Annotated in this window: 25 protein-coding genes; 11 read left to right on the forward strand and 14 right to left on the reverse strand. The window is 64.0% G+C overall.

Annotated elements, in window-relative coordinates; all coding sequences use genetic code 11:
* Positions 1-276: 276 nt before the first annotated feature.
* Positions 277-1,626 carry a DEAD/DEAH box helicase gene (locus AACY13_RS14460; RefSeq protein ID WP_339462269.1) on the reverse strand — a complete coding sequence of 450 codons (1,350 nt, stop codon included), beginning with the start codon at positions 1,624-1,626 and terminating at the stop codon, positions 277-279.
* A 166-nt stretch (positions 1,627-1,792) separates the two neighbouring features.
* Here AACY13_RS14460 and AACY13_RS14465 point away from each other — a divergent pair, with 166 nt between their 5' ends.
* Positions 1,793-2,218, forward strand: coding sequence for an anti-virulence regulator CigR family protein (locus tag AACY13_RS14465; RefSeq protein ID WP_339462270.1), 426 nt, complete (start codon positions 1,793-1,795; stop codon positions 2,216-2,218).
* A 136-nt stretch (positions 2,219-2,354) separates the two neighbouring features.
* Here the strand turns inward: AACY13_RS14465 and rarD are convergent, their stop codons facing one another.
* The 4 genes from rarD to AACY13_RS14485 all read right to left on the reverse strand — a co-directional run bounded on the left by rarD (position 2,355) and on the right by AACY13_RS14485 (position 5,731).
* Positions 2,355-3,257, reverse strand: coding sequence for an EamA family transporter RarD (gene rarD, locus AACY13_RS14470; RefSeq protein WP_339462271.1), 903 nt, complete (start codon positions 3,255-3,257; stop codon positions 2,355-2,357).
* Between the two features lie 301 nt (positions 3,258-3,558).
* Positions 3,559-4,431 (reverse strand): carboxylate/amino acid/amine transporter, encoded by an 873-nt coding sequence (locus tag AACY13_RS14475; RefSeq protein WP_339462272.1) that lies wholly within the window; start codon positions 4,429-4,431, stop codon positions 3,559-3,561.
* Between the two features lie 231 nt (positions 4,432-4,662).
* Complete coding sequence (locus tag AACY13_RS14480) at positions 4,663-5,262, reverse strand: FMN-dependent NADH-azoreductase (RefSeq protein WP_339462273.1); 600 nt, start codon at positions 5,260-5,262, stop codon at positions 4,663-4,665.
* 154 nt (positions 5,263-5,416) lie between these two features.
* On the reverse strand, positions 5,417-5,731 hold the full coding sequence (locus tag AACY13_RS14485) for a 3-phosphoglycerate kinase (protein ID WP_339462274.1): 315 nt from the start codon (positions 5,729-5,731) through the stop codon (positions 5,417-5,419).
* A gap of 88 nt (positions 5,732-5,819) precedes the next feature.
* On the opposite strand from AACY13_RS14485, the gene AACY13_RS14490 reads away from it, so the two are divergent.
* The 4 genes from AACY13_RS14490 (at position 5,820) to AACY13_RS14505 (ending at position 10,093) form a co-directional block, all read left to right on the forward strand.
* On the forward strand, positions 5,820-6,746 hold the full coding sequence (locus tag AACY13_RS14490; RefSeq protein ID WP_339462275.1) for a LysR family transcriptional regulator: 927 nt from the start codon (positions 5,820-5,822) through the stop codon (positions 6,744-6,746).
* 15 nt (positions 6,747-6,761) lie between these two features.
* Entirely contained in the window at positions 6,762-7,568 is an 807-nt protein-coding gene (locus AACY13_RS14495) for an alpha/beta fold hydrolase (protein WP_339462276.1), read from the forward strand.
* 12 nt (positions 7,569-7,580) lie between these two features.
* On the forward strand, positions 7,581-8,135 hold the full coding sequence (locus AACY13_RS14500) for a peptidylprolyl isomerase (protein WP_339462277.1): 555 nt from the start codon (positions 7,581-7,583) through the stop codon (positions 8,133-8,135).
* Positions 8,136-8,260: 125 nt separating this feature from the next.
* Entirely contained in the window at positions 8,261-10,093 is a 1,833-nt protein-coding gene (locus AACY13_RS14505) for an ABC transporter ATP-binding protein (protein ID WP_339462278.1), read from the forward strand.
* A 56-nt stretch (positions 10,094-10,149) separates the two neighbouring features.
* Here the strand turns inward: AACY13_RS14505 and AACY13_RS14510 are convergent, their stop codons facing one another.
* From AACY13_RS14510 to AACY13_RS14530, 5 genes are all read right to left on the reverse strand, one after another.
* Positions 10,150-11,274, reverse strand: coding sequence for a GNAT family N-acetyltransferase (locus tag AACY13_RS14510; protein WP_339462279.1), 1,125 nt, complete (start codon positions 11,272-11,274; stop codon positions 10,150-10,152).
* Between the two features lie 173 nt (positions 11,275-11,447).
* On the reverse strand, positions 11,448-12,767 hold the full coding sequence (locus tag AACY13_RS14515) for an OprO/OprP family phosphate-selective porin (protein WP_339462280.1): 1,320 nt from the start codon (positions 12,765-12,767) through the stop codon (positions 11,448-11,450).
* Positions 12,768-13,066: 299 nt separating this feature from the next.
* Positions 13,067-14,176: an NADH:flavin oxidoreductase gene (locus AACY13_RS14520; RefSeq protein ID WP_339462281.1), complete on the reverse strand. Its 1,110-nt coding sequence runs from the start codon at positions 14,174-14,176 to the stop codon at positions 13,067-13,069.
* A 58-nt stretch (positions 14,177-14,234) separates the two neighbouring features.
* Entirely contained in the window at positions 14,235-14,828 is a 594-nt protein-coding gene (locus AACY13_RS14525) for a TetR/AcrR family transcriptional regulator (RefSeq protein WP_339462282.1), read from the reverse strand.
* A gap of 368 nt (positions 14,829-15,196) precedes the next feature.
* A complete protein-coding gene (locus AACY13_RS14530) occupies positions 15,197-15,484 on the reverse strand; it encodes a PA4642 family protein (RefSeq protein WP_339462283.1) in 288 nt (95 codons plus the stop codon).
* Between the two features lie 183 nt (positions 15,485-15,667).
* Here AACY13_RS14530 and dauA point away from each other — a divergent pair, with 183 nt between their 5' ends.
* Positions 15,668-17,416, forward strand: a complete 1,749-nt coding sequence (gene dauA / locus AACY13_RS14535) for a C4-dicarboxylic acid transporter DauA (protein ID WP_339462284.1) — start codon at positions 15,668-15,670, stop codon at positions 17,414-17,416.
* Positions 17,417-17,488: 72 nt separating this feature from the next.
* On the opposite strand, the gene AACY13_RS14540 is transcribed toward dauA, so the two are convergent.
* Positions 17,489-18,046 carry a hypoxanthine-guanine phosphoribosyltransferase gene (locus AACY13_RS14540; RefSeq protein WP_339462285.1) on the reverse strand — a complete coding sequence of 186 codons (558 nt, stop codon included), beginning with the start codon at positions 18,044-18,046 and terminating at the stop codon, positions 17,489-17,491.
* A 246-nt stretch (positions 18,047-18,292) separates the two neighbouring features.
* Here AACY13_RS14540 and upp point away from each other — a divergent pair, with 246 nt between their 5' ends.
* Positions 18,293-18,931 (forward strand): uracil phosphoribosyltransferase, encoded by a 639-nt coding sequence (upp, locus tag AACY13_RS14545; protein ID WP_339462286.1) that lies wholly within the window; start codon positions 18,293-18,295, stop codon positions 18,929-18,931.
* A gap of 2 nt (positions 18,932-18,933) precedes the next feature.
* On the forward strand, positions 18,934-20,199 hold the full coding sequence (locus AACY13_RS14550) for a uracil-xanthine permease family protein (protein WP_339462287.1): 1,266 nt from the start codon (positions 18,934-18,936) through the stop codon (positions 20,197-20,199).
* Positions 20,200-20,251: 52 nt separating this feature from the next.
* On the opposite strand, the gene AACY13_RS14555 is transcribed toward AACY13_RS14550, so the two are convergent.
* The 3 genes from AACY13_RS14555 to AACY13_RS14565 form a co-directional block, all read right to left on the reverse strand.
* Positions 20,252-21,583 carry a spinster family MFS transporter gene (locus tag AACY13_RS14555; RefSeq protein WP_339462288.1) on the reverse strand — a complete coding sequence of 444 codons (1,332 nt, stop codon included), beginning with the start codon at positions 21,581-21,583 and terminating at the stop codon, positions 20,252-20,254.
* Positions 21,584-21,906: 323 nt separating this feature from the next.
* Positions 21,907-22,929, reverse strand: coding sequence for a ferrochelatase (hemH, locus tag AACY13_RS14560; protein WP_339462289.1), 1,023 nt, complete (start codon positions 22,927-22,929; stop codon positions 21,907-21,909).
* 8 nt (positions 22,930-22,937) lie between these two features.
* Positions 22,938-23,843, reverse strand: a complete 906-nt coding sequence (locus tag AACY13_RS14565; protein ID WP_339462290.1) for a TIGR01777 family oxidoreductase — start codon at positions 23,841-23,843, stop codon at positions 22,938-22,940.
* Between the two features lie 194 nt (positions 23,844-24,037).
* Here AACY13_RS14565 and AACY13_RS14570 point away from each other — a divergent pair, with 194 nt between their 5' ends.
* From AACY13_RS14570 to AACY13_RS14580, 3 genes are all read left to right on the forward strand, one after another.
* Positions 24,038-25,030: an NAD(P)/FAD-dependent oxidoreductase gene (locus AACY13_RS14570; protein ID WP_339462291.1), complete on the forward strand. Its 993-nt coding sequence runs from the start codon at positions 24,038-24,040 to the stop codon at positions 25,028-25,030.
* Positions 25,027-25,272, forward strand: a complete 246-nt coding sequence (locus tag AACY13_RS14575) for a TIGR02450 family Trp-rich protein (protein WP_339462292.1) — start codon at positions 25,027-25,029, stop codon at positions 25,270-25,272. Before AACY13_RS14570 ends, AACY13_RS14575 begins: the two co-directional genes overlap by 4 nt.
* A 219-nt stretch (positions 25,273-25,491) precedes the next feature.
* Positions 25,492-26,460, forward strand: coding sequence for a YbgA family protein (locus tag AACY13_RS14580; RefSeq protein ID WP_339462293.1), 969 nt, complete (start codon positions 25,492-25,494; stop codon positions 26,458-26,460).

Consider the following 26,460-nt stretch of genomic DNA (forward strand, 5'->3'; position numbering starts at 1 on the left):
GCCAGCAACACCAGGGGGTCGAAATCGAGATCGAGGCCGACCAGCAGCGGCTGAACCCGTTCGTGCCAGAAAGCGGCGACGCCCTGCAGCATCGGCGGATAGCTGGCGTAACCACTGACACTCAAGGCCAGGTTGCTGTGCGCCACGGCGCAGGGTTGATCGCTGTAAAGCATCACCCCGTCAGGTTGCAGACATTTGTGAATAGCGCCCTGCGCCTGGGCCAGGCCGGTACAGAACACCAGCGCAAGCCCACAACCACGCCGCCCGACCACCGCCTTACTCGGCCGCGGGTGCGCGGCGCTTTAGCGGGGCCAGGCCGTCCTGGCTGACCAGCACGGTGGCATCGGGTTTCGGCCGGTTGATGGTATTGCGCTTGCTCGGCTTGGCCGCGGGCTTTTTGCTGGCGAGCTTCTTGCCGGTCTTGGGGTCGATCTTCTTCTTTTTCGGACCCGCGGCCTTGCCCGAGGCCTTGAGGTTTTTCGGGCCCTGGTAGATGCCCTTGAGGTCCTTGATATTGCGCCGCTCGAAACGCTGCTTGAGGTAGCGTTCGATGCTCGACATCAGCGCCCAGTCGTTGTGGCAGATCAGCGAGATGGCCAGGCCCTCGGCACCGGCGCGGCCGGTACGGCCGATACGGTGCACGTACTCGTCGCCGGAACGCGGCATGTCAAAATTGATCACCAGGTCCAGGCCGTCGACATCCAGGCCGCGGGCCGCCACGTCGGTGGCCACCAGGATCTTCACCGCGCCCTGCTTGAGGCGGTCGATGGCCAGCTTGCGATCCTTCTGGTCCTTCTCGCCGTGCAACACAAATGTCTTGAAGTCGTGGGCGACCAACTTTCCATACAGGCGGTCTGCCTGAACCCGGGTATTGGTGAAGATAATCGCCTTGTCGTAGGTCTCGTTTTTCAGCAACCACTCGACCAGACGCTCCTTATGGTGGTTGTGGTCGGCGGTGATAATCTGCTGACGGGTGCCCTCGTTAAGCTGGCTGACCCGGTTGAGCTGCAGGTGCTCGGGGTCCTTCAGCACCTTGGCGATGATCTCGCGCAACCCGGCACCGCCACTGGTGGCGGAGAACAGCAGGGTCTGGCGCTGGGCGTTGCACAGCTCGCCGAGGCGCTGCACGTCTTCGGCAAAGCCCATGTCGAGCATGCGGTCGGCTTCGTCAAGCACCAGCACTTCCACTTCGTCGAGCAGCAGGTTGCCGGCGTTGGCGTGTTCGATCAGACGTCCCGGGGTACCGATCAGGATGTCGACCCGGCGCAGCATGGCGGCCTGCACCTTGAAATCTTCGCCGCCGGTGATCAGACCGGCCTTGAGAAAGGTGAACTGGGCGAAGCGCTCGACTTCCTTGAGGGTCTGCTGGGCCAGCTCGCGGGTTGGCAGCATGATCATCGCGCGCACGCTCATGCGCGGCGAGGACGCGCCATCGCCGAGCAGGCGATTGAGCATCGGCAGCACGAAGGCGGCGGTCTTGCCGCTGCCGGTTTGAGCGATTACCCGTAGGTCCTTGCCTTGCAGCGCCAGCGGAATAGCCGCCACCTGTACCGGGGTGGGCTCGACAAAGTTCAGCGCGGCCACGGCTTTAAGCAGGCGTTCATGCAGGGCGAATTGGGCAAACACGGGGGCAACCTCGACGAAAAACAAAAAATCAGCCGCATAGCCTAACGCTTTCCGGCCTTGCGGCCGAGTTTCTTTGCATCTGTTGGCAAACAAAGCGACGGCCGCCCTTGAACGAAGCCCAGCTCGCGGGTTCCAATCGCACAGACCAATCCCCCTGGAGCACCCTATGCGCCGTCTTCCCCACAGCCTGCTGATCGCCTCCGCGCTGAGCGCCGCCCTCGCCGCCCAGAGCGCCCTCGCCGCCCCCAAATCCGACCACCCGGGCAAATCGGGCGGCGGCCACGACCAGCATGGCCAGGATATCGGCGTCAGCATCCAGGGCCCGTCGATCGATATCGGCCGAGTGCGCATCGTTCTGGGCGAGAACCGCAGCCTGATCGACCCCGGCAGCGCCTTGCCGCCAGGCATTGCCAAGAACCTGGCCCGCGGCAAGCCGCTACCGCCGGGCATCGCGAAAAACTTCGACAGCCGCGTGGCCGGCCAGCTGCCGCGCTACGAAGGCTACGAGTGGAAGCAGGTCGGCCGCGACGTGGTGCTGGTGACCATTGCCACCGGGATCGTCTACGAAGTACTGAGAAACATACTGGACTGAGAGGCAGTGAAACACGCCCGCCTACTGCGGCCACCGCCATGAAATGGCGCAGTAGGCGTCGTCCCATGACCTCGGGCAAGCGGCGGGCTGTCGCTCCACGCCGAGGCTGTCCTGGCGCTGGATGCTGTGCGCGGCCTTACCCAACAGCCAAGGCGCGCCGCTGCTTGAGCAGCAGCCGCGCACTGTCCCAGGCAACCAGCAGCACGGCCAGCCAGATCGGCAGATAGGTCAGCCACTGTGCGGCATTGAAGCGCTCGCCGAGAAACAGCAGGGCCACCAGAAACAACAGCACCGGCTCGACATAACTGAGAATGCCGAACAGCCCCATCGGCAGCAGGCGGTTGGCCCCCATCATCGCGGCAAGCGCCAGGGCGCTGAGCAGGCCCAGCCCCGGCAACAGCCACCACAGTTGCGGGGCCTGAACAAACACCTGCGGCGGCCCCCAGCTGGCGATCATCCAGATCGCCAGCGGTGCCATCATCAGCATTTCCAGGACGAAGCCGGACAGCGCATCCAGACGCATCCAGCGGCGCAGCATAAAATAGGGCGGATAGCCGAGCACCGTGACCAGCACGATCCAGGAAAACGCCTGGGTCAGCCAGAGTTCGTGGGCCACCCCGAGCAGCGCACAGATCACCGCCAGACGCTGCAGGGGCCGCAGCCGCTCGCCATAGAACACCCGCCCAGTCAGCACCATGGCCAGCGGCAGAAGGAAATAACCCAGCGACACCTCGAGCATCCGCCCGGCCAGTGGAGCCCAGACGAACAGTGCCCATTGAATGGCCATCAGCCCGGCGGCCAGCGGCAGCGCCGCCAGCAGCAGGGGCTCGTGACGCAAGCGCACCAAGGCCCGGCCCAACACGGTCCACTGGCGCGACAACGCGACCAGCAGCAACACCGCGGGGATCGACCAGAGCACCCGCTGGGCGAATACCTGCAGGCCGTCCAGGGGAGCCAGCTGCTGCACATAGCCGGGGATCATGGCGAACAGCACCGAGGCCCCGACTGAGAGTGCCACGCCCCTACCGGATAGATTCATCGCCTCACCTCAAAGCAGGTCGTTGAAAAACTACCTGCGTTGGCAATACTGCGTTAAAAACAGGCTCGGCAAGCCGCTTGCGGCTAACGCGCTTCAGCGCGACCCGAAGGGCGAGTGAAACGAGTCATGCTCATTTACAACACGTAGATTCGCGTGCGAGCCCAGTCCGCTTGATTCGCTGCGCTCACCCTACGGCCCAGCCGTTGGCTGTTACTTCGCTGCGCTGCGTATCTCGCCGTTTTGACCAGCCGGAGGCTGTTACTAACGTAGCGCCTTGTCTTGCCGGCCTCGCCTACATTTTTCAACGTCCTGCAAGCGCAGGCCGACGCGCCATGGCCAGCCGCGTCAGCAACAAGGAGGCCGCGATCACCAGCCCGCCCACGCCCAGGCGCAGCAGGTCGGCCTCGCGGTTCCACAACAGCAGATTGACCAGCAACCCCGCCGGCACCAGGGCGTTATTCATCACCGCCAGGGTGCCGCCATCGACCAGGCTCGCGCCCTTGTTCCACCAGTAAAGACCAAGCCCGGACGCCACCATACCGAGCCAGACCAGGACCCACCACTGGCTGGCGCTGGTGGGTAAGCGGGCGGCGTTACCGAACAGCAGGAAGGCCGGCAAGGCGATAGCCAGGGCCCCCAGGTAGAAATAGCCGAAGCGCCGGTACTCCGGGGTGCTCGACGGATACCGCGTCAGCAGGTGCTTGTAGAACACCTGGCCGGCGGCGAAGGTGGCATTGGCGATCTGCAGCAGAAAGAAGCCGTAATAGAAATCGGCACTGATCTGGTCGTAGCGGATCACCGCCGCGCCCGCCACCGCCACCAGAGCCGCGAGCAGAGCCCAGGGATTGAAACGGCGGTTGAATGCGTCTTCGATCAGGGTCACGTGCAGCGGCGTGAGAATGGTGAACAGCAACACCTCGGGTACCGTCAGCACGCTGAAACTCAGGTACAGGCAGACATAGGTCACGCCGAACTGCAGCGCCCCGATCACCAGCATGCCGCGCATAAACCCGGGGGCCACGCCGCGCCAGCGGGTCAACGGCAAAAACACCAGGCCGGCGATGACGATACGCGTCAATACGGCGAAATAGCTGTCGACCTGGCCGGCCAGGTATTCGCCGATCAGGCTGAAGGAAAAGGCCCACAACAGGGTCACGATCACCAGATAACGCATAGCCACCTCTCTGCAAGGCGGCGACCTTAGCCTGTCGCGAGGCACCGAACAATCGCCGCTGGCCCGCACCCGAATACGACCCGCCCCTGCCCCCGAAGAGGCGAGGGGACTAATAGACGTCAACCAGTTAACTGCTGCATCGCCATAAAAAACCCGACCGGCTGCTCGCGCAGCGGGTCGGGGAACGGCATCCGGGAGCGGCGGATGCCAGGAGAGTCGGTCGGCGGCGGGTCAGACGGCCTGGGCGATTTGCACCTTGGCTTCACTCAGGCCCTTCTCCATAAACTCGGCACCCAGGTTGAGGCCTTCGGCATGAATAAAGCTGACATCGTGGATACCGATAAAAGCCAGCGCCTGGCGCAGGTAGGGTTCCTGATGGTCCATGGCGCTGCCGGCATAGATACCGCCGCGGGCGGTCAGGACAAAGGCGCGCTTGCCGCCGAGCAGACCTTGCGGGCCGTTTTCCGTGTACTTGAAGGTCACCCCGGCGCGCAGCACATGGTCGAGCCAGGCCTTGAGGGTGCTGGGAATGGTGAAGTTGTACATGGGCGCGGCCAGCACCAGCACATCGGCGGCCAGCAGCTCGTCGGTGAGGCTATTGGACAGGGCCAGCGCCGCTTGCTCGGCCGTGCTCTGCTGCGCGGCCGGGGTCATCCAGCCGCCCAGCAGGTTGGCATCCAGGTGGGGCACCTGATCGATGGCCAGGTCGCGCACCTTGATTTGATCGCTCGGGTTGGCGGCTTGCCAGTTGGCGATAAATTGCGCGGTGAGCTGGCGCGATACCGAACCTTGTTGGCGGGCGCTGCTTTCGATTACCAGTAGCTTTGACATGCGGGGTGCTCCATCGCGTAGGGGGTGGTGAACGTCGATGGGCACAGAGTAGAGATGCACAAACCGATAAAAAAGCGCAAATAACTGCGTCAAGTTATCGATAAAGTTGATTTATACCACCCCTGGGATTAGGCTCAAGAACACCCTCGGCAGGCTATTGCAGGCCGCAGGTCAGCTGGATCCGCAGGCGGATAATGCTGCGGCTGAACTTGACCGTGACATTGCTGCTTTCCCCTGCAGCCAGGTTGACCTTGCGCTTGCGCGGGGCTTCCGGGCCGTTGCGGAACACTGCCGTGCAATGGGCGGCGCTGCGACCATAATTGTGTAGCAGTAGGCCACCCATGTTGTGGTCGATCTCCTGGGTGGAGGCCGAGACCTCGGCACCGTTGAACTGTTTTTCCAGCTCGACAGGGTAGGCAAAAACGCTCAGCGGCAAACAGGCGAGCAAGGCGCAACAGAGTTTTTTCATGCGGGCAATCTCCAGCGAAAGACGGCCAGTTTAGGTTGATTGCGCCGGCATTGGCACCTTGGATGGCCATTATGGACAGGATAAATCGATGAAAGCCCCACGCGTGACCCTCGACCAATGGCGCACCCTGCAGGCGGTGGTGGACCAGGGCGGCTTCGCCCAGGCGGCCGAGGTGCTGCACCGCTCGCAATCGTCGATCAGCTATACGGTGGCGCGCATGCAGGAGCAGCTCGGCGTACCGCTGCTGCGTATCGACGGGCGCAAGGCGGTGCTCACCGAGGCCGGCGACGTGCTGTTGCGCCGTTCGCGGCAACTGGTCAAGCAGGCCAGCCAGCTGGAAGACCTGGCCCACCATATGGAGCAGGGCTGGGAAGCCGAGGTGCGCCTGGTGGTGGATGCCGCCTACCCCAATGCCCGCCTGGTCCGCGCACTGACCGCCTTTATGCCGCAAAGCCGCGGCTGCCGGGTGCGTCTGCGCGAAGAGGTGCTGTCCGGCGTCGAGGAGGTGATCAAGGAAGGGACCGCCGACCTGGCCATCAGCGCACTGAATATTCCGGGCTTCCTCGGTGCCGAGATGAGCACCGTGGAGTTTATCGCCGTGGCCCACCCCGACCATGCACTGCACCGCCTGCACCGCGAATTGACCTTTCAGGACCTGGAAACCCAGATGCAGGTGGTGATCCGCGACTCCGGGCGCCTGCAGCCGCGGGATGTCGGCTGGCTCGGCGCGGAACAGCGCTGGACGGTCGGCAGCCTGGCCACCGCGGCAACCTTCGTCAGCAACGGCCTGGGTTTCGCATGGCTGCCACGCCACCTGATCGAGCGCGAACTCAAGGACGGCCTGCTCAAACCCCTGCCCCTGGATCAGGGTGGCAGCAACAATCCGCTCTTCTATCTTTATTCGAACAAAGACAAACCCCTGGGCCCTGCGACCCAGATCCTGGTCGACCTGATCCGCCGCTTCGATGCCGCGCCGTTGAACGCAGCCTTTGCCGCCCCCCTGCCCTCGGCCTGATAAGGAGTCCGCCAGATGTCCTATTTCAATCACGATGGCTGTCAGTTGCACTACGAAGAGTACGGCCACGGTGCTCCCGTGCTGCTGATCCACGGCCTGGGTTCGAGTACCCGCGACTGGGAATACCAGATCCCCGACCTGGCGGCCCACTACCGGGTGATCGTCCTCGACGTACGCGGCCACGGCCGCTCCGACAAACCGCGCGAGCCCTACAGCATCGCCGGCTTTGCCGAAGACGCCACGGCCCTGATCGAACACCTGAACTATGGCCCGGTGCACCTGGTGGGTATTTCCATGGGTGGCATGATCGGCTTCCAGCTCGGTGTGGAACGCCCCGACCTGCTGAAGAGCCTGTGCATCGTCAACAGCGGTCCGGAAGTGAAGGCGAAAAGCCCGCGCGACTACCTGGAAATCGCCAAGCGCTGGACCCTGTCGCGCCTGCTCAGCCTCGACTCCATCGCCAAGGGCCTGGGCCGGCTGCTGTTCCCCAAGCCCGAGCAGGGCGAACTGCGGCGCAAGATCGAGGATCGCTGGCCGCAGAATGACAAGCGCGCCTACCTCGCCAGCCTCGATGCCATCATCGGCTGGGGCGTACGCGAACGACTGGCGGCCATCACCTGTCCTACCCTGGTGATCAGCGCCGACCGCGATTACACCCCGGTGGCGCAGAAGCAGGCCTATGTCGATGAGCTGCCCAATGCCCGCCTGCTGGTGATCGAAGACTCGCGCCACGCCACCCCGCTGGACCAACCCGAACGTTTCAACAGCAATCTGCTGGCCTTCCTCCGCGAAGTCGAGCAGGCTGCCCCCACTGCCCAATAAGGACCCATACGCATGTTGAAAACCCTTACCCTCGCCGCCTGTTCCCTGTTGTTCGCCACCAGCCTGCTGGCCGCGGATAACCCGAAAGTGCTGCTGACCACCAGCCTGGGCGAAATCGAAATCGAACTGGAAGCCACCCAGGCCCCGATCAGCACCGCCAACTTCCTCGGCTATGTGGACAGCGGCTACTACGCCGGCACCCAGTTCCACCGGGTGATCCCGGGCTTTATGGTGCAGGGCGGCGGTTTCGATGCGCAGATGCAGCAGAAAGCCCCCCAGGCTCCGATCAAGAACGAAGCCGACAACGGCCTGCACAACGTACGCGGCACCCTGGCCATGGCCCGCACCCAGGTGCGCGACTCGGCCACCAGCCAGTTCTTTATCAACCACCAGGACAACGCCTTCCTCGACCACGGCTCGCGCGACTTCGGTTATGCGGTATTCGGCAAGGTGGTCAAGGGCATGGACGTGGTCGACAAGATCGCCCAGGTACCGACCAGCAACCGCGGCGGCCACCAGAATGTACCCCGCGAGCCGGTGCTGATCCTCGAAGCCAAGCGCCTCTGATCCACCCACGCAGGCTGGGCATGCCCCCGCTGCCCAGCCTGCGTGCTTAAGCCCAGCATCCGCGCAACACCCCGGCAAACTCGCTAGAATCAGGCTCTTTTCCCGACCAGGGCAGGATGCCTGACATGTTGTTTCGCCGCTTCGAAAGTCTGATCGACGCCTTCAAACCCAGCCCCGACGTCGAGCCGCCGGCGGGCATGCTGGCCTTCTACGCCCACTATCTGCGCCAGGTCTGGCCGCTGATGATCGCCGTGCTGGTGGTCGGTTTCGTCGCCGCCCTGATCGAGGTGGCGCTGTTCAGCTTCCTCGGCCAGCTGATCGACATGACCCAGACCACCCCCAGTGGCGAGTTCTTCCAGCAACACCGGGGCACCCTGTTGTGGATGCTGCTGGTGGCGCTGGTCATCCGCCCGCTGGTGTTCGGTCTGCACAACCTGCTCACCCACCAGACCATCAACCCTGGCCTGACCAACCTGATCCGCTGGCAGAACCACCGCTATGTGCTCAAGCAGAGCCTGGGCTTCTTCCAGAACGATTTCGCCGGGCGTATCGCCCAACGCATCATGCAGACCGGGCCCTCGCTGCGCGACTCGGCCATGCAGGTGGTCGACGCGCTCTGGCACGTGGCGGTGTACGCCGCCAGCGCGCTGTACCTGTTCGCCGCCGCCGACCTGCGCCTGATTGCCCCGCTGCTGCTGTGGATAGTCGGTTACTGCACCGCGCTCTGGTATTTCGTGCCGCGGATCAAGGAACGCTCCGCGGCGGCCTCGGCGGCACGCTCGAAAGTCATGGGCCGGGTGGTCGACGGCTACAGCAATATCGCCACCCTCAAGCTGTTCGCCCACACCCAGGTCGAAGAGCACTACACCCGCGACGCCATTCAGGAACTGCTCGGCAAGGTGCGCCTGCAATCGCGCATCATCACCACCTTGGACTTCCTGATCACCTGCCTCAACGGCATGCTGATCGTCGGCACTGGCGCGCTGGCGCTGTGGCTGTGGAGCCAGGAACTGATCAGCACCGGTGCCATCGCCCTGGCGCTGGGCCTGGTGATCCGCATCAATGGCATGGCCGAATGGATCATGTGGGTGGTCAACGGCATCTTCGAGAACGTCGGCACCGTGCAGGACGGCATGAAAACCATCGTCCAGCCACGCCAGGTGCTCGACCAGGAACAGGCCCAGCCGCTGCGGGTCAGCCAGGGCGCGGTGCAGTTCGACGATATCCACTTTCACTACGGCAACAGCCACGGGGTGATCGGCGGCCTGAGTTTGACGGTGGCCCCCGGCGAGAAGATCGGCCTGGTCGGCCCTTCCGGCGCGGGCAAATCGACCCTGGTCAACCTGCTGCTGCGCCTCTACGACCTGGAGGGCGGGCGCATCCTGATCGACGGCCAGAACATCGCCGACGTTGCCCAGGAGAGCCTGCGCGCGCAGATCGGCATGGTCACCCAGGACACCTCGCTGCTGCACCGTTCGATCCGCGACAACCTGTTGTACGGCAAACCCTCCGCCAGCGAGGCTGAATTGCTCGATGCGGTGCGCAAGGCCCGCGCCGACAGTTTTATCCCACGTCTCGACGACGGTCAGGGCGGCCGCGGTTTCGACGCCCAGGTCGGCGAGCGCGGGGTCAAACTCTCCGGCGGCCAGCGCCAGCGCATCGCCATCGCCCGCGTGCTGCTCAAGGACGCTCCGATCCTGGTGCTGGACGAAGCCACCTCGGCACTGGACTCGGAAATCGAAGCCGCCATCCAGGAAAGCCTGGATACCCTGATGCAGGGCAAGACCGTGATCGCCATCGCCCACCGCCTGTCGACCATCGCGCGCATGGACCGCCTGGTGGTGATCGACCAGGGCCGCATCGTCGAAACCGGCAGTCACAGTGAGCTGATCGAACGAGGAGGCCTCTACGCGCGGCTCTGGCAGCACCAGACCGGGGGGTTTGTCGGGGTGGAGTGATCGCCGGTCGCGGACACGGTGCCATCCCGTAGGAGCGGGTCATACCCGCGAAGCCCTTAGCCCTGGCGATATGGCAACAAACCGCGCGCGCCCTCGGCGTAGCCCTGCACGCCCAGGCATTCATCCTGGAGAAAATCCGCCACCGCCGCGCGCAAGCCGGGGTGGCAGAGGTAGTGCCAGGAGCGGGTGATCACCGGCTCGAAGCCGCGGATCAGCTTGTGCTCGCCCTGGGCACCGGCGTCGAAACGTTGCAGCCCCTGGGCAATCGCATAGTCCATGCCCTGGTAGAAACAGGTCTCGAAGTGCAGCCGGTCGAATTCCGCCAGGCAACCCCAGTAGCGGCCATACAGGCTGTCGCCACCGATCAGGCTGAAGGCCATGGCTACCGGCCTGCTGCCCTGACGGGCCAGCACCACACGGATCATCTCGGGCATGCGCTCGGCCAGCAGGCTGAAGAAGGCGCGCGTCAGATAGGGCGACTGGCCGCGCACGCGGTAGGTGTTGGCGTAGCACAGGTAAACGAAATCCCACTCGGTCTCACTGAGCTGATGGCCTTCGCGCCAGTCGAAGTCGATGCCCTGCCCCGCCACCTGTTCGCGCTCCTTGCGCAGCTGCTTGCGCTTGCGCGAACTGAGGGCGTCGAGAAAGTCCTGGAAATCCCGGTAATCGCGGTTGTGCCAGTGATATTGGCAGCCGAGGCGTTGCAACCAGCCGGCGCGGCCCTGCAGCAGGGCATCATCGACCGGGCTGGTGAAGTTGATATGCAGGCTCGACAAGCCCTGCGCTGCCAGGCCGGCACTTAGCTCATCGAGCAACCGGCCGGCGGCCAGCGGCTCGCCGAGCAAGCGCTGACCGGTGACCGGGGAGAAGGGAATGGCCCCGAGCAGCTTGGGGTAATAGTCGATACCGGCCCGGTGACAGGCATCGGCCCAGCCATGGTCGAACACGTATTCGCCATAGGAGTGGCTTTTCACATAGGCCGGCATGGCGGCCAGTACCTGGCCCGCCTCGCCGGTCATCACCACAGGGGCGGGCTGCCAGCCGCTCCGCCCGCCGACGCTGGCGCTGTCCTCCAGGGTCGCGAGAAAGGCGTGGCGCAAGAAGGGCTGCGCCGCGCTCAACAGGCCGTCCCACTGGCTGGCGGCAATCTCATGGATGGAGTTCAGGCGGGTCGGCAACATCGGCAGCTCGGCTAGTCGGGCAAGGCTGCACTATAGCGCCAGACACCCCGCATGACGCCAGCGGCGAACGCGCGCAGAGCGACCCGCAGGCCAGGCGGCAGATAAATCGCGACGAAAAAAAGCCCCGCACAAGGCGGGGCTGAAAGTAAGGAGCAGCGATTAAGCGGTGTTGCTTAGAACACGTACTGCAGGCGACCGATGATGGCCTTGCCATCGTCCTGCACGTTTTCGCCACCGACCTGCGAGTTGGTGTCGAGGTTGTCGACTTCGTAGTCGACGTAGTTCAGGCTCATGCGGATAGCCGGAGTGGCGAAGTAGTTCACACCGACCACCATGGCATTGGCGGTGAACTCGTCGCTCAGGTCATCGGCGACCACGCCGACGACACCGCTCATCATCTGCGCCGGGATGGCACCCGGATCGGCGTCGATGGTGCTGCTCTCATAGCGAGCGAACACTTCGAAAGTACCCTTCATGTCGGTCGGTTTGTCCCACTTGCCGGCACCGGCCTTGTAGCCACGTGCGCCGCCGATCATGTAGGAAACCTGGCCGTAGTAACCGCTGGCATCCACGTCGGCATCAAGACCGCCAGCATTCTCGCCGGAGACCTGGCGCTGGAAGTACTCGGCCGCGGCGCGGAAGGAACCGAACTGGGCACCGGCTTCCAGTACCCATTCAACGTCCTTGCTGGCATCGGCAGTGCTGCCGAAGGCGATGCGCGCATCGTCATCGCTGCGGATGCCCATGCGAGTGCGCACGTTGGCGGTGTTATCGTCCGGGTTGCTGCTGTGGTAGTTGGCACCCAGGTGGATCACATCGGTGCCGTTCAGGTAAGGAGCCCAGTTGGCACGCAGGGTGTAGCCGAACAGCTCGTCGTTGCCATCGGACTCATACTGGTCGTAGTTGGCCACCTGGGCCATCAGGCCATAGTTGTCGCCGGTGTGCATGACGTTGACGCCGAACACCGCATCTTCGTCGCCATTGAGGAAGTCGTACATGAACGGACGTTCGATGGCGGTGATCCAGGATGAGCTGGTGGTGTTTTCCAGACCGTAATCCACCCCGAAGCGGCCAACGGTGACATCGGCAAAGCCCAGGCCGGTATAGGTGATATAGGCACGGTCGACATCGGTGCCATCTTCGTAGCCGTCATAGGACAGCCGCACGCCCCAGCCCCAGTCCTTGTATGCCACGCCTTCCAGACCGATTTCACCACGACGGATAAAGGTGTTGAAGGTGTCGTCGAACGGATCGTCCTGACGACCGGCCATCAGGCCGTCGAAGTTGGTGGCATCCCACTGCAGCTTGCCGCCCAGTTTGAAGCTGAATTCTTTGTCGGTGGTGGCCACTTCAAGGCCGCCCTTGGTCTTGATCACGAGATCGGTACCGTCGGTGGTGACGGTGCCGGCGAAAGCCTGGGCGGAAACGGCCAGAGCCAGGGCGCTGGCTGCGAAACCGGCCAATACTCCACGAAAGCTGTGCTTACGGATCATCGAAGATTCCTCTAAATGGTCTTTTAGTGTTGAAAACACCCGAGCGCTGGGGCTCGTTCGTGCTGGAGGGAATCTTGGCGACGGGATATTTCAGCGCAGTTGCCGATATATAAATATTTGATGACAGGGGAACTTTTTACTTCGTTTGCATATAAGCAGCCACAGCCGGCGGCTCGGGGGAAACTCCCCGGCCGTTACGCCACCCAGCCGCGGTGATTGTGCAGACGAAAAAAAGCCCCGATGTGCCGGGGCTCGAGAGGTAACGCGCCGTTTTGCGGCGCGTACGATAAAGCGGGAAATCAGACCAGGCTGGTCAGCGCCTCGCGACTAAACGGCAGGATGTCCTGCTCGCGGCCATCGCGCACCTTCACCGCCCAGTCCGGGTCGACCAGCAACGCGCGGCCCACGGCCACCAGGTCGAACTCCTGGTTGTTCAGGCGCTCCAGCAGGTTTTCCAGGCTGGCCGGCTCGGCCACCTTGTCGGTCTTGACCATAAACTGCAGGAACTCGCCATCCAGGCCGACGCTGCCGACGGTGATGGTCGGCTTGCCGGTGAGCTTGCGGGTCCAGCCGGCCAGGTTGAGGTCCGATCCTTCGAATTCCGGCTCCCAGAAACGCCGGGTCGAGCAGTGGAAGATATCCACACCGGCATCAGACAGCGGCTTGAGGAAGGCTCCCAGCGCTTGCGGAGTCTCCACCAGGCGGGCGCTGTAGTCCTGCTGCTTCCACTGCGAGAAGCGGAAAATGATCGGGAAATCCGGGCCCACCGCAGCGCGTACGGCCTGGATCAGCTCGATAGCGAAGCGCGAACGCTGGGCCAGATCGCCGCCGTATTCGTCGCTGCGCTGGTTGCTGCCGGCCCAGAAGAACTGGTCGACCAGATAGCCGTGGGCACCGTGGATCTCCACGCCGTCCATACCGATGCGCTGGGCATCCTTGGCGGCCTGGGCGAAGGCGGCGATGACTTCTTTAATATCGTCCAGGGTCATGCCGTGGACCACGACATTGCCTTCCTTGACCTTCTCACTCGGACCGTAGCCCGGCACGCTGGCGTCCGGCTCGGTGCCGAGCTTGCGCACGTTGCCCACGTGCCACAGCTGCGGCACGATCTTGCCGCCTTCGGCGTGCACCGCCTCGACCACTTTCTGCCAACCGGCCAGGGCATCCTCGCCGTAGAAGCGCGGCACGTTCGGGTAGCCGTTGGCGGCCTTGTGACCGACCGTGGTGCCTTCGCTGACGATCAGGCCGACACCGGCGGCGGCGCGGCGGCGGTAGTACTCGATGACCTTGCTATTGGGTACCCCGCCTGGGGAGAAGGAGCGGGTCATGGGGGCCATGACCACACGGGTTGGCAGCTCCAATGTGCCCAGGCTGAAGGGTTGGAACAGGGCTTTAACTGGATCGGTCATCATCATTCCTCTGGTCGGCCAGGCGACCGGTCGTCTCGTTAGCGGTGTTTTTGAAAAGTCAGGCCTGCAACAGCCGTTGCAGGCGTTGGATAAAGTCTTCCAGCACGCGGGTATTGTTCGACACTTTGAGGCGGGTCAGCGCGCCCTGCCAGGCATTGGCAATAAAGCTCGCCAGGTTGCGGCAATCCTCATCGACGGGCAGCTCAGCGGCAGCCTGGGCCTGCTCCAGGCAATCCTGGAGGATGTCCGCCGAACGCTGCAGGATCGCATCGACCTGCGCGCCCAGGGTCGGCGACAGCTCGGCCATCTCGAAACTCAGGCTGCCGATAAAGCAGTGGTATTCCAGGCGTTCCTGGCGGGCGAAGTGCTCCACCAGCTCGGCGTAATAACCGAGGATGCGCTCGCGCGGACTCAGGGTCGGATTGGCCAGGGCTTCGGCATAACGCGCCAGGCGCGGCTGGTAGACCTGCTGCAGGGCCTGCAGGGCGAAGTCTTCCTTGCTGGCGAAGTAGTGGTAGAAGGAGCCCTTGGGCACTCCCGCCGCCTGCACGATCTCCTGCACGCCGGCACCGTGATAACCACGCCGGGTCATCACCTCGGCACCTTTGGCGAGGATCAGGTCACGCTTGTCGAGTCGGATGCTTGAGTTCATGCCGGGCAGAATATGACCGGTCGTCTCGCTCGCCCAGCACTATTGATCTGGGTGATTAGCCGCAAGAAGTTGAGCGGGTTTTAGAGAGGATTGTGCCGCGATGAAGGCGCGGCTCAATAGGGGAAGATGCAGAACCTGTTCAACGTCTCGCGAGCTAGAGCCATGCAAGGCGCTACGTTAGTAACAGCCTCTGGCTGGTCAAAGCAGGTGAGGAACGGTCGGAGTCGCGGGCGACTTTACGGCTGTAAATGAGCACTACTCGCTGCACTCGCCCTTCGGGTCGCGCTAAAGCGCGTTAGCCGCAAGCGGCTTGCCGAACCTGCTTTTAACGCAGCAGGGCCGACGCGCAGCAGACGTTGGGCAGGTTCTCAGCCGCGGGCGGCTTTGATCACTTCAATATAGGGCTCGGCAAAACGCTGGTCCTGGATCAGGGCGATAAAGTCGTTGCCCTGGGCATCCTTGGCGTTCAGGTCGTAGCCGGCGGCGACGAAGAAGTCGACAAAGCGCGCGAAGTCGTCGATGCGCAGGCCGCGGTAGGCCTTGACCAGTTTGTGCAGCGAGGGCGGCGTGGCATCGGCCGGCTCCACGCTGAGGAACAGCTTGATCGGCTCGTCACCGATTTCTTCGCCAATCACCTGTTTCTTGTCTTTGCGCATCATCAACTCCAACATACCGGGCCTCGGGGGCCGGCAGTTTACCTCCGGCGCGGGCCAGGGCTCAACGCATCGCCAGCCAGCCGGACTTTTTAGCATGGGCACAGGGCCCGGGATAGCCGACTTAGGTCAAGCCTGCACGCAGCGTCCCGGCCCTATACTGCGCCCAACCATCTGGGAGTCATCATGTCGCTGCCCTTACCGCCGCTGTTCGCTGCCTGGCGTCAAACCCTGCGTGCCGGTTACTCCTGGCGCGCCCTGCGCGGCGACCTCGGGGCCGGCCTCACCGTCGGCATCATCGCCATCCCCCTGGCCATGGCCCTGGCGATTGCCGTGGGCGTGCCGCCGCAACACGGGCTGTATACGGTGCTGGTGGCCGGCAGCCTGATCGCCCTGTTTGGCGGCTCGCGCTTCAATGTCAGCGGCCCGACCGCGGCCTTTGTGGTGATACTGCTGCCGATCACCCAGCAATTCGGCGTCGGCGGCCTGCTGCTGTGCACCCTGATGGCCGGGCTGATTCTGATTGCCCTGGGCCTGATGCGCGCCGGTCGCCTGATCGAATTTATCCCCTACCCGGTGACCCTGGGCTTTACCGCCGGGATCGGCATCGTGATCGCCACCCTGCAGTTCAAGGACCTGCTCGGCCTGAGCCTGGCCGGCCAGCCGAGCCACTATATCGAGCAGTTGCAAGGGCTGTGGCAGGCCCTGCCCAGCCTGCAACTGGGCGATAGCCTGGTGGCCCTGGCGTCCCTGGCAGTCCTGCTGATCTGGCCGCGCTGGGTACCCAGGGTGCCGGGACATCTGGCGGCGCTGGCGCTGGGTGCCCTGCTCGGCCTGCTGCTGGAAAGCCTGCAGATTCCAGTGGCGACCATCGGCGAGCGTTTCAGCTACAACCTAGAGGGTGTCGAGTACCCGGGCATCCCGCCTTTTCTACCGACTTTCACCTGGCCCTGGCTGCTGCCCGGCCCCGACGGGCAGCCTCTGGCAATCAGCTTCGAACTGTTCCGCCAGCTGCTCGCACCGGCCTTTGCCATCGCCATGCTCGGGGCCATCGAGTCACTGCTGTGCGCGGTGGTCGCCGATGGCATGACCGGTAGCAAGCATGACCCCAATGGCGAGCTGATCGGCCAGGGCCTGGGCAATCTGCTCGCGCCCTTGTTTGGCGGCATCACTGCCACCGCCGCGATTGCCCGCAGCGCCGCCAATGTACGCGCCGGGGCCTTTTCGCCGCTGGCGGCGATTATCCATTCGGGAGTGGTGCTGGTCGCCATCCTGTTTCTCGCGCCGTTGTTCAGCTACCTGCCGATGGCCGCCCTGGCTGCCCTGCTGCTGATGGTGGCCTGGAACATGAGCGAGGTGCGGCATGTGCAGCACACCCTGCGCATCGCCCCGCGCAGCGACGTGCTGGTGCTGCTGACCTGCCTGACCCTGACCGTGCTGTTCGATATGGTCCTGGCGGTGGGGGTCGGCCTGCTGCTGGCGGCGGGGCTGTTTATCAAGCGCATGAGCGACCTCACCGACACCGAGAGCCTGCCCCGGAACTTTCACCAGGCGCTGCACGACCTACCGGAGCATGTGCTGGTGTACGCCATTCGCGGCCCGCTGTTTTTCGGCGCGGCGGAAAAGGCCCTGAGCGTGCTACGCCGCTTTACCCCCGGGGTGAAGGTGGTGATCGTCGATATCAGCGCCGTACCGCTGCTGGATATGACCGCCCTGGCGGCGCTGGACAATGTGCTGCGCGATTACCGCGCCCAGGGCGTCGGCCTGGTATTGAGCGGCCCGGTCCCCCATGTGCGCTTGCAGCTGCGGCGCGCCGGCATCCAGCGCGTCGAAGGCCATCTGGCCTACGTGCGCGATCTGGCCCAGGCCCGGGAAAAGGCCCTGCGCTGGCTGACGCCCAAGGCCGATGAGGGATCAGCAACGGAGGGTGGATAACGCGCAGCTTATCCACCATGGACCTTGATGGTGGAGAACGCTTCGCGGTTTTCCACCCTACAGCAGCGCTGCTTACAGACCTTTAACCGCGTAGATCCCCGGCGCGTTGCGCCAGTAGCCTTTGTAATCCATGCCGTAGCCAAACACATAGCGATCAACGCAGGGCATGCCGACGTAATCAGCCTTGAGGTCGGGGCGTGCCTTACGGTCATGGGTTTTGTCTACCAGCACGGCGATGCGCACGTTCTTGGCACCGGCATGTCGGCAGAAATCGATGATGGCACCGAGGGTGTGCCCCTCATCGAGGATGTCGTCGATGATCAGCACGTCGCGGTCGATAAAGGAGATTTCCGGCTTGGCCTTCCAGAACAGCTCGCCGCCGCTGGTTTCATTGCGATAGCGAGTGGCGTGCAGGTAGGACAATTCCAGCGGGAAGTTGAGTTTGGGCAGCAGCTTGCCGGAGAAGATCAGCCCGCCGTTCATCACGCAGAACACCACGGGATTGCTCTCCGCCATCTCGCTGTTGATGGCCGCCGCCATGGTGTCGATGGCCACCTCGACCTCGGCATTGCTGTACAGGCAATCGGCTTCGGCCATGACTTGGCGGATATGCGCGAGATCGACGGACATGCTGTTTCCTCTTGGGAGCGGGACGACAAACAGCAGAAAGCTGATCGATGCGTCAAAATAAAAACCGGCAAAGTTACCCATCTGCGGCAAGCAGAGCAAGGGCCGGCTGACAAACTGGGCAAATTGTCGGCAACAGGCGAAATTTAGACGCTAATTGCCGCTTTCACCCGGGCCCGAGGCAGCAATTGGAATCGCCAATGCTTTAATCTAGACCAGTTTTCTACCCGTCCTGCCGGAGACCCCGCCATGCCCATCCTCGAGATCCGCCACCCGCTGATCCGCCACAAGCTCGGCCTGATGCGCCGCGCCGATATCAGCACGAAGAATTTCCGCGAGCTGGCCCAGGAAGTCGGTGCACTGCTGACCTACGAGGCGACCAAGGACCTGCCCCTGGAAAACTGCGAAATCGAAGGCTGGTGCGGCACCGTGCAGGTGGAGAAAATCTCCGGCAAGAAGATCACCGTGGTGCCGATCCTGCGCGCCGGCATCGGCATGCTCGACGGCGTGCTCAGCCTGATTCCCGGGGCCAAGGTCAGCGCCGTGGGCGTGGCGCGCAACGAGCAAACGCTGCAGGCGCACACCTACCTGGAAAAGCTGGTGCCGGAAATCGACGAGCGCCTGGCGATGATCATCGATCCCATGCTGGCCACCGGCGGTTCCATGGTCGCCACCATCGACCTGCTGAAGAAGGCCGGCTGCAAGGAGATCCGCGCCATGGTCCTGGTCGCCGCCCCCGAAGGCATCAAGGTGGTCAACGACGCCCACCCGGACGTGATGATCTTCACCGCCTCCATCGACCAGTGCCTGAATGAACACGGCTATATCATTCCCGGCCTGGGCGATGCCGGCGACAAGATCTTCGGCACCAAGCAGAAGGACGCCTGAACATGTCCGCTCCTATGCAGGACGCCGCCTGGCGTCAGGCCCTGGCCGGCTCGCAGATGCTCTTCGTGGCCTTCGGCGCGCTGGTGCTGATGCCGCTGATCACCGGCATGGACCCCAACGTGGCGCTGTTTACCGCGGGGCTCGGCACCCTGATCTTTCAACTGGTGACCAAGAACCAGGTGCCGGTGTTTCTCGCCTCCAGCTTCGCCTTTATCGCCCCCATCCTCGCCGCCAAGGCCGACTTCGGCCTGCCCGCCACCCTCGGCGGCCTGGTCGCCGCCGGCGTCGCCTATATGCTCCTGGCCGGCGCGGTGAAGCTCAAGGGCACCGGTTTTATCGACCGCCTGCTGCCACCGGTGGTGATCGGCCCGGTGATCATGGCCATCGGCCTGGGCCTGGCCCCAGTGGCGGCCAATATGGCCATGGGCAAGGCCGGTGACGCCAGCGCGCAACTGGTGCCCTATGACATCGCCCTGATGATTTCCCTGCCGGCGCTGCTCACCACCCTGATCGTCGCGGTGGTCGGCCGCGGCATCTTCCGCCTGATCCCGATTCTCTGCGGCATCGCCGTGGGCTATCTGCTGGCCTGGCTGTTCGGCGTGGTCGACTTCAGCCCGGTGGCCGCCGCGCCCTGGCTGGCCGTGCCGAACTTCGTCGCCCCCGAGCTGCACTGGGGGGCCATCCTGTTTATCCTGCCGGTGGCCATTGCACCGGCCATCGAGCATATCGGTGACGTGCTGGCGATCGGCACCGTGACCGGCAAGAACTACCTGAAACAACCCGGCCTGCACCGCACCCTGCTCGGCGACGGCCTGGCCACCTCGGCCGCCGGCCTGCTCGGCGGGCCACCCAACACCACCTACTCGGAAGTCACCGGGGCGGTGATGCTGACCAAGAACTTCAACCCCAAGGTAATGCTCTGGGCGGCGGTGATCGCCATGACCCTGGCCTTTATCGGCAAGTTCGGCGCGGCGCTGCAGAGCATCCCGGTGCCGGTGATGGGCGGCATTCTCTGCCTGCTGTTCGGCTCCATCGCGGTGGTCGGCCTGAACACCCTGATCCGCCACCAGGTCGACCTGTCCGAGGCGCGCAACCTGGTCATCGTCGCGGTCACCCTGGTGTTCGGCATCGGCGGCATGGTCATAGGTGCAGGCGATGTCAGCCTGAAAGGCATCTCGCTGTGCGGCATCATCGCCATCGCGCTCAACCTGCTGCTACCCGGCGGCAAGGGCTGGCGCAGCAAGGCGCTTAGCGAAGAGCAGGCCTGATACCTGCATAGCCCCTGGTGCGCACCGCGCACCCTACGGCCTGGGCCGGTCCTCAGGCCGGCTCGGCTGCCCATTGCTGCAGGCGCACCACGCTTTCCCGATAAGGCTTGAGGCTCATGCTCAGCAGCACAATGGAGCTGAATACGGCGATGCTGGTGACGATCAGCAGCGAGTAGCGCAGCGCCATGTCGTCGCCGAAGCCATAGTCAGTGACCAGCGCCACCGCGGTAGGACCGATGCCCAGGCCGATCAGGGTGATCACGAACAGGTAGATGGCCGAAGCCTGGCCGCGCATCGAGTTGGGCATGATCTCCTGGATCGCCGCCGGGGCCACACCGAACGGCATGCTCAGGAAAAACACCGCCGGCGCGGTCAGAATCGCCGCCCACAGCGCCGTTTCCATCAGCGGAAAGGCCAGCACACAAGGCACCGCACCGATGGCCGCGTACAGGCCGACGCGCATATTGGCGTCGCTGCTGCCACGCCTGGCCATCCAGTCGGCCAGGCGACCGCCGAAGACGATGCCCAGGCAGCCGAACACCGCGACAATGCTGCCATAGACGATGCCCACCTGACCGGCGTCCCAGCCGTAGGTGCGGATAAAGAAGGTGGGGATCCAGGCCGCACTGCCATAGCCGGCAAAGGCCAGGCCGGCGAAGCCGAAGTTATGGCAGAGCACGGTGCGCTTGTTGGCGCGGATATAGCGACCGACATCGGCCAGCGGTACCGCCACGCCAGCACCGACGCCGCGCCGGGCTGGCTCCTTGACCGCCAGCATCAACAGGGTGAACAGCACCCCGGCCGCGCCGAGGAGCAGGAAGATCAACTGCCAGGGCCGCACTTCTCCCAGCACCGGCAACAGCACATCGCCCTGGGCCGAGGCGAACTGGATAACCAGGCCGCCGAGCAGAAAGGCCAGGCCAGAGCCCAGGTAGACGCCCATGGAATACACGCTGATCGCCGTGGCGCGGCGCTCGGCGGGAAAGCTGTCGGCGATCAGCGAATAGGCCGCCGGCGACAGCGCCGCCTCGCCCACGCCGACGCCGATGCGGCAGATCAGAAACTGCCAGTACAGCTTGGCCAGGCCGCAGGCGGCGGTGGCCGCACTCCAGAACAGCACGCCGATGGCGATAAGACCGCGACGGCTCTTGGTGTCGGCCAGCCGCCCCAGGGGGATGCCACAGACGGTATAGAACAGGGCGAAGGACAGGCCCATCAGCAGGCTCATCTGGGTGTCGCTGATCATCAGATCGCGGCGGATAGGCCCCACCAGCAGGTTGAGAATCTGCCGGTCGATAAAGGACAGCACATAGGCCACCATCAGAATGGCGACAGTGGCCCAGGCGCGGGTACTGGAGGGATAGCCGTTATTGTTGTGGGGCACTGGCAGTCTCCTCGGCGGCGCAGGTGCGCTGCACGACGGTTGAAAGAGCTGCCAGCTTAGGTCGATATACAGGGCGATGAGTATCGCCCGTAGGTGTTATCAGTCAGGCGAATGCAATGCATCCTTTCGAGCTAATGCATCCACCTCATATTCGGTTAGCGGTCCGTTAAAAGCGTAGGCGAGGCAGGCAAGACAAGGCGCTACGTTAGTAACAGCCTTTGGCTGGTCAAAGCGCCGAAAAGCGGAATTTACGTGTTGTAAATGAGCATTTGAGGCCGCTTTTTAACGCAGTATTGCCAACGCAGGTAGCTTTCAGCGGACTGCTAGAGCATTTGCGGTGCCCGCTCGCTCAGGCTCTTCAGCGCCGCCACCCAGCTCGGGTGGTCGTTCAGGCAGGGCACCAGCTGCAGGCTTTCGCCACCGGCCTCGATAAACTGTTCGCGGCCACGGTCGCCGATTTCCTCCAGGGTTTCGATACAGTCGGCGACAAAGGCCGGGCACATCACCAGCAGCTTCTTCACCCCCTGCCTGGCCAGTTCGTCGAGGCGCGTTTCGGTGTAGGGCTCAATCCACTTGTCCCGCCCCAGGCGCGACTGGAAGGACACCGACCACTGCTCCGCACGCAAGCCCATGCGCTGGGCAAAGGCGTGGGCGCTGCGCATGCACTGGGCGCGGTAACAGCTGGCCAGCACCTCGGGCGGAGCGCTCATGCAGCAGTCCGGCCCCTTGAGGCAATGCTTGCGCGGATCGAGCTTGCGCAGGTGGCGTTCCGGCAGGCCGTGGAAACTCAGCAGCAGGTGATCGAAGTCCTGTTGCAGATAGGGCCTGGCGCTATCGGCCAGGGCCTCGAGGTACTCGGGTTGCTCATAGAAGGGCGGCAGAATCGAAAAGTGGATCGGCAGCTTGTGCTCGCGCACCACCCGCCGCGCCTCCTCGATCACCGTGGTGGTGGTGCTGTCGGCAAACTGCGGATAGAGCGGTGCCAGGGTCACCTGTTTGATGCCTTGCGCCGCCAGACGCTGGAGCACCGCCTCGAGCGACGGCTCGCCGTAGCGCATGGCCAGCTCCACCGGCCCCTGGGTCCACGTGGCCTGCATCGCCTGCTGCAGGCGCTTGCTCAACACCACCAGGGGCGAGCCCTCCTCCCACCAGATCGAGGCGTAGGCATGGGCCGAGGCGGCCGGGCGCTTGATCAGGATCAGCGACACCAGCAAGCGCCGCAGCGGCCAGGGCAGATCGACGACATAGGGGTCCATCAGAAACTGATTGAGGTAGCTGCGCACATCGGCGACGTCGGTGGAGGCTGGCGATCCCAGGTTTACCAGCAGCAATGCGTTATCGGTCATGCGCAATCCTAGTCAGGTTGGCCCAGCAGGTCCGCCAGCGCCACATCCAAATGAGTAAAACGAAAACTGAAACCTTCGGCCTGCAGGCGCGTCGGCAAGGCGCGCTGACCACCGAGCAGCAGTTCGGACAACTCGCCCAGGGCCAGGCGCAGGACGAAGGCCGGAGCCGGCATAAAGGCCGGGCGGTGCACTTCGCGGCCCAGGGCCTGGCTGAACTCGCGGTTGCGTACAGGCGTCGGCGCGCAGGCATTATAAGGACCACGGGCCTGCTCCTGCTGCAGGAGAAAATCAATCAGGGCGATTTGATCGCTGATATGAATCCACGACATCCACTGCCGACCGCTGCCCAGACGGCCACCCAGCCCCAGCTTGAACGGCGGCAACAGGCGCTTGAGAAAACCACCGTCGCGCGCCAGCACCAGACCGGTGCGCAGCAGCACCACACGGATGCCCAGGTCTTCGGCGCGCAATGCGGTTTCCTCCCAGGCCCCGCACAGTTGCGCGGCAAAATCGTCGGTGACCTGGGTCGAGTCCTCATCCAGCTCACGCTCGCCGCCGTCGCCATACCAGCCCACCGCCGAACCGGACAACAACACCTTGGGCTTCTGCCCGCGGCTGGCCAGCCAGGCCAGCAACTGTTCGGTCAGGGTGATGCGGCTGGCCCACAGCAGCGTCTTGCGCTTGCGCGTCCAGGGCCGGTCGGCAATCGGTGCCCCCGCCAGGTTGACCACGGCATCCAGCGGCTCCTCGGCCAGTTCCTCGAGGCGACCGATTCCACGCACCCCGGTCCCGCACAAGACCTCGACCTGTAACGGGGTGCGGCTCCACACCGTCAATTGATGGCCCTGTCGCGCCCAGTGCCGGCACAGCGCGCGCCCGATTAGTCCAGTACCGCCGGTTAGAAGTATGTGCATGGCATCGTCCTCGCATGGCCTGACAGTGAGTATGCGCAATATGAAGATTTCTGACCGTCGTGCCTTTATTCCGGCGGCCAGTTGTCTTAACTATAGGTAGGTACGATTGCAGCCACACATCCTATACATAAAAACCATATTGTATAGCTTCTGTATAAATCGTAGCCTAAATGGCCTTGAGCAAGAGGTAAGCCATGACAGCCATCAACCCCATCGCCATCATCGGCACCGGCATCGCCGGGCTGTCCGCAGCCCAGGCCCTGCACGCCGCCGGACATGCGGTGCAACTGTTCGACAAGAGCCGCGGCAGCGGCGGCCGTATGGCCAGCAAGCGCAGCGACGTCGGCGCGCTGGACCTGGGTGCTCAATACTTCACGGCCCGCGACCGCCGCTTCGTCGAGGTGGTGCAACAGTGGCAGACCCGCGGCTGGGTCAGCGAGTGGACCCCCAGCCTCTACCACTTCGACAACGGCCAACTCAGCGCCTCGCCGGATGAGCAGATACGCTGGGTCGGCACCCCACGCATGAGCGCCATCACCCGCGCCATGCTCGGGGCCTTGCCGGTGCAGTTCTCCTGCCGCATCACCGAAGTGTTTCGCGGCGAACAGCACTGGCACCTGCAGGATGCCGAAGGCAATAGCCACGGCCCCTTCAGCCATGTGGTGGTTGCCGCGCCCGCACCGCAAGCCACGACCCTGCTGTCCAGCGCACCGAAGCTGGCCGGGGCCGCAGCCAGCGTCACCATGGACCCGACCTGGGCCGTGGCACTGGCCTTCGACAGCCCGCTGGAGACCAAGGTCGAAGGTTGCTTTGTGCGCGACAACCCGCTCGACTGGCTGGCCCGCAACCGCAGCAAGCCCGGGCGCGATACCGCCCAGGACACCTGGGTCCTGCATGCCAGCAGCCAGTGGACCAAACAGCATCTGGATATGGCCAAGGAAGAGGTGATCGAACAACTGCACGGGGCCTTTGCCGAGTTGATCGGCTGCGCCGTGCCGGCACCGGTCTTCAGCATGGCCCATCGCTGGCTGTATGCCCGCCCGGCCACGGCGCTGCAGTGGGGGGCCCTGTCCGATGCCGACCTGGGCCTGTATGCCTGCGGCGACTGGTGCCTGTCGGGCCGCGTCGAAGGGGCCTGGCTCAGCGGTCAGGAAGCCGCCCGCCGCTTGCTCGCACACCTGCAATGAAGGATCAGACCCGCACTGCGTCAGCCAGACACCGGCTTAATCCGCGCAAGCTGCTGCTGTCGAAATGGACGGCAGCACGGCCACTGAACCGTGAAAAACACTTCCTGGTCACCGAGCTGTTCTGCGACGAGGACGGCACTGTGCTGCAGGTCGAATTACAGGCCGTACTCAGCCAGCGCAGCCAACGCCTGGACTGGCAGACCCTGGAAAATGCCCAGCATTGGCTGATGGGCTGGCAGTAACCCCCTCCTCCCAGCGCCCAACCCCGGCCGCGTAAAGCCCTCGCCCACCACCGCCAACCAACCGTGCCCCCAAGACGTGCCGGGTGTTTCGCCGTGCCATTCAGCCAACATCTCTACACAAGCTGTACAAAATACTTGACCTGTACAATAGCCGCCCTATGATGAACACAAGTTGTACACGAATTGCATCTTGTACAAGACACCATCAGAGGTCGCGCCATGAACACGCCCCAGATCACCGCCACCAAGCCCAGGCTCGCCATCAGTGCCTGCCTGCTCGGAGCCGAAGTGCGCTACAACGGCGGTCATAAGGAATCGCGCCTGTGCAGCCGCACCCTTGCCGAATACTTCGAGTTCACCCCGTTGTGCCCCGAAGTGGCAATTGGCCTGGGTACCCCTCGCGAACCTATCCGCCTGGTCGGCGATCCGCAGGCCCCCCGCGCGGTGGGCACGGTCAACCGCGAGACGGATGTCACCGCCCCCCTGGCCGCCTATGGCGAGCGCATGGCCGGCGAACTGGGCGATATCTGCGGCTATATCTTTATGCAGCAGTCGCCGTCCTGCGGCCTGCACCGGGTCAAGGTCTATCAGGACAACGGCCGCCCCAGCGAACCCCAGGGTCGCGGCATCTTCGCCCAGGCCTTCTGCGCCCGGCACCCCGACCTGCCGGTGGAGGAAGACGGCCGCCTCAACGACCCGATCCTGCGCGAGAACTTCATCACCCGCGTGTTCGCCTACTCCGAGTGGCAACAGCTGCTGCGCGAAGGCCTGAGCCGCAAGCGCCTGATCGACTTCCACTCGCGCTACAAGTACCTGCTGATGGCCACCCATCCGCAGCAGTACAGGAGCCTGGGGCGCATGCTCGGCGACCTCGGCCAACATGACCTCTCCGCGCTGGCCCCGCGTTACTTCAGCGAGCTCATGGCGGCGCTGAAAAGCTGCGCCACCCGCCGCACCCACAGCAACGTGCTGCAGCACCTCAGCGGCTACCTCAAGCGCTCGCTGAGCAGTGCAGAAAAACAGGAAATGCAGCAGCTGATCGGCCAGTACCGCCAGGGCATAGTCCCGCTGGTGGTGCCCATGACCTTGCTCAAGCATCACTTGCGCCGTCATCCCGACCGCTACATCGCGCAGCAGGTGTACCTGCAGCCGCACCCGGAAAACCTCAGCCTGCGCAACGCCCTCTGA

The organism is Pseudomonas sp. EA_105y_Pfl2_R69, assembly GCF_963970915.1.
Classification (GTDB): Bacteria; Pseudomonadota; Gammaproteobacteria; order Pseudomonadales; family Pseudomonadaceae; genus Aquipseudomonas.

Excerpts from the sequence above, each read along its gene's own strand:
- AACY13_RS14520 (WP_339462281.1), bottom strand. The coding sequence starts at position 14,176 with ATGACCGATCCAGTTAAAGCCCTGTTCCAACCCTTCAGCCTGGGCACA.
- AACY13_RS14570 (WP_339462291.1), top strand. The coding sequence starts at position 24,038 with ATGACAGCCATCAACCCCATCGCCATCATCGGCACCGGCATCGCCGGG.
- upp (WP_339462286.1), top strand. The coding sequence starts at position 18,293 with ATGCCCATCCTCGAGATCCGCCACCCGCTGATCCGCCACAAGCTCGGC.
- AACY13_RS14515 (WP_339462280.1), bottom strand. The coding sequence starts at position 12,767 with ATGATCCGTAAGCACAGCTTTCGTGGAGTATTGGCCGGTTTCGCAGCC.
- AACY13_RS14465 (WP_339462270.1), top strand. The coding sequence starts at position 1,793 with ATGCGCCGTCTTCCCCACAGCCTGCTGATCGCCTCCGCGCTGAGCGCC.
- AACY13_RS14500 (WP_339462277.1), top strand. The coding sequence starts at position 7,581 with ATGTTGAAAACCCTTACCCTCGCCGCCTGTTCCCTGTTGTTCGCCACC.
- AACY13_RS14565 (WP_339462290.1), bottom strand. The coding sequence starts at position 23,843 with ATGCACATACTTCTAACCGGCGGTACTGGACTAATCGGGCGCGCGCTG.
- AACY13_RS14575 (WP_339462292.1), top strand. The coding sequence starts at position 25,027 with ATGAAGGATCAGACCCGCACTGCGTCAGCCAGACACCGGCTTAATCCG.
- AACY13_RS14475 (WP_339462272.1), bottom strand. The coding sequence starts at position 4,431 with ATGCGTTATCTGGTGATCGTGACCCTGTTGTGGGCCTTTTCCTTCAGC.
- rarD (WP_339462271.1), bottom strand. The coding sequence starts at position 3,257 with ATGAATCTATCCGGTAGGGGCGTGGCACTCTCAGTCGGGGCCTCGGTG.
- dauA (WP_339462284.1), top strand. The coding sequence starts at position 15,668 with ATGTCGCTGCCCTTACCGCCGCTGTTCGCTGCCTGGCGTCAAACCCTG.
- hemH (WP_339462289.1), bottom strand. The coding sequence starts at position 22,929 with ATGACCGATAACGCATTGCTGCTGGTAAACCTGGGATCGCCAGCCTCC.
- AACY13_RS14490 (WP_339462275.1), top strand. The coding sequence starts at position 5,820 with ATGAAAGCCCCACGCGTGACCCTCGACCAATGGCGCACCCTGCAGGCG.
- AACY13_RS14495 (WP_339462276.1), top strand. The coding sequence starts at position 6,762 with ATGTCCTATTTCAATCACGATGGCTGTCAGTTGCACTACGAAGAGTAC.
- AACY13_RS14480 (WP_339462273.1), bottom strand. The coding sequence starts at position 5,262 with ATGTCAAAGCTACTGGTAATCGAAAGCAGCGCCCGCCAACAAGGTTCG.
- AACY13_RS14540 (WP_339462285.1), bottom strand. The coding sequence starts at position 18,046 with ATGTCCGTCGATCTCGCGCATATCCGCCAAGTCATGGCCGAAGCCGAT.
- AACY13_RS14505 (WP_339462278.1), top strand. The coding sequence starts at position 8,261 with ATGTTGTTTCGCCGCTTCGAAAGTCTGATCGACGCCTTCAAACCCAGC.
- AACY13_RS14510 (WP_339462279.1), bottom strand. The coding sequence starts at position 11,274 with ATGTTGCCGACCCGCCTGAACTCCATCCATGAGATTGCCGCCAGCCAG.
- AACY13_RS14530 (WP_339462283.1), bottom strand. The coding sequence starts at position 15,484 with ATGCGCAAAGACAAGAAACAGGTGATTGGCGAAGAAATCGGTGACGAG.
- AACY13_RS14550 (WP_339462287.1), top strand. The coding sequence starts at position 18,934 with ATGTCCGCTCCTATGCAGGACGCCGCCTGGCGTCAGGCCCTGGCCGGC.
- AACY13_RS14485 (WP_339462274.1), bottom strand. The coding sequence starts at position 5,731 with ATGAAAAAACTCTGTTGCGCCTTGCTCGCCTGTTTGCCGCTGAGCGTT.
- AACY13_RS14525 (WP_339462282.1), bottom strand. The coding sequence starts at position 14,828 with ATGAACTCAAGCATCCGACTCGACAAGCGTGACCTGATCCTCGCCAAA.
- AACY13_RS14580 (WP_339462293.1), top strand. The coding sequence starts at position 25,492 with ATGAACACGCCCCAGATCACCGCCACCAAGCCCAGGCTCGCCATCAGT.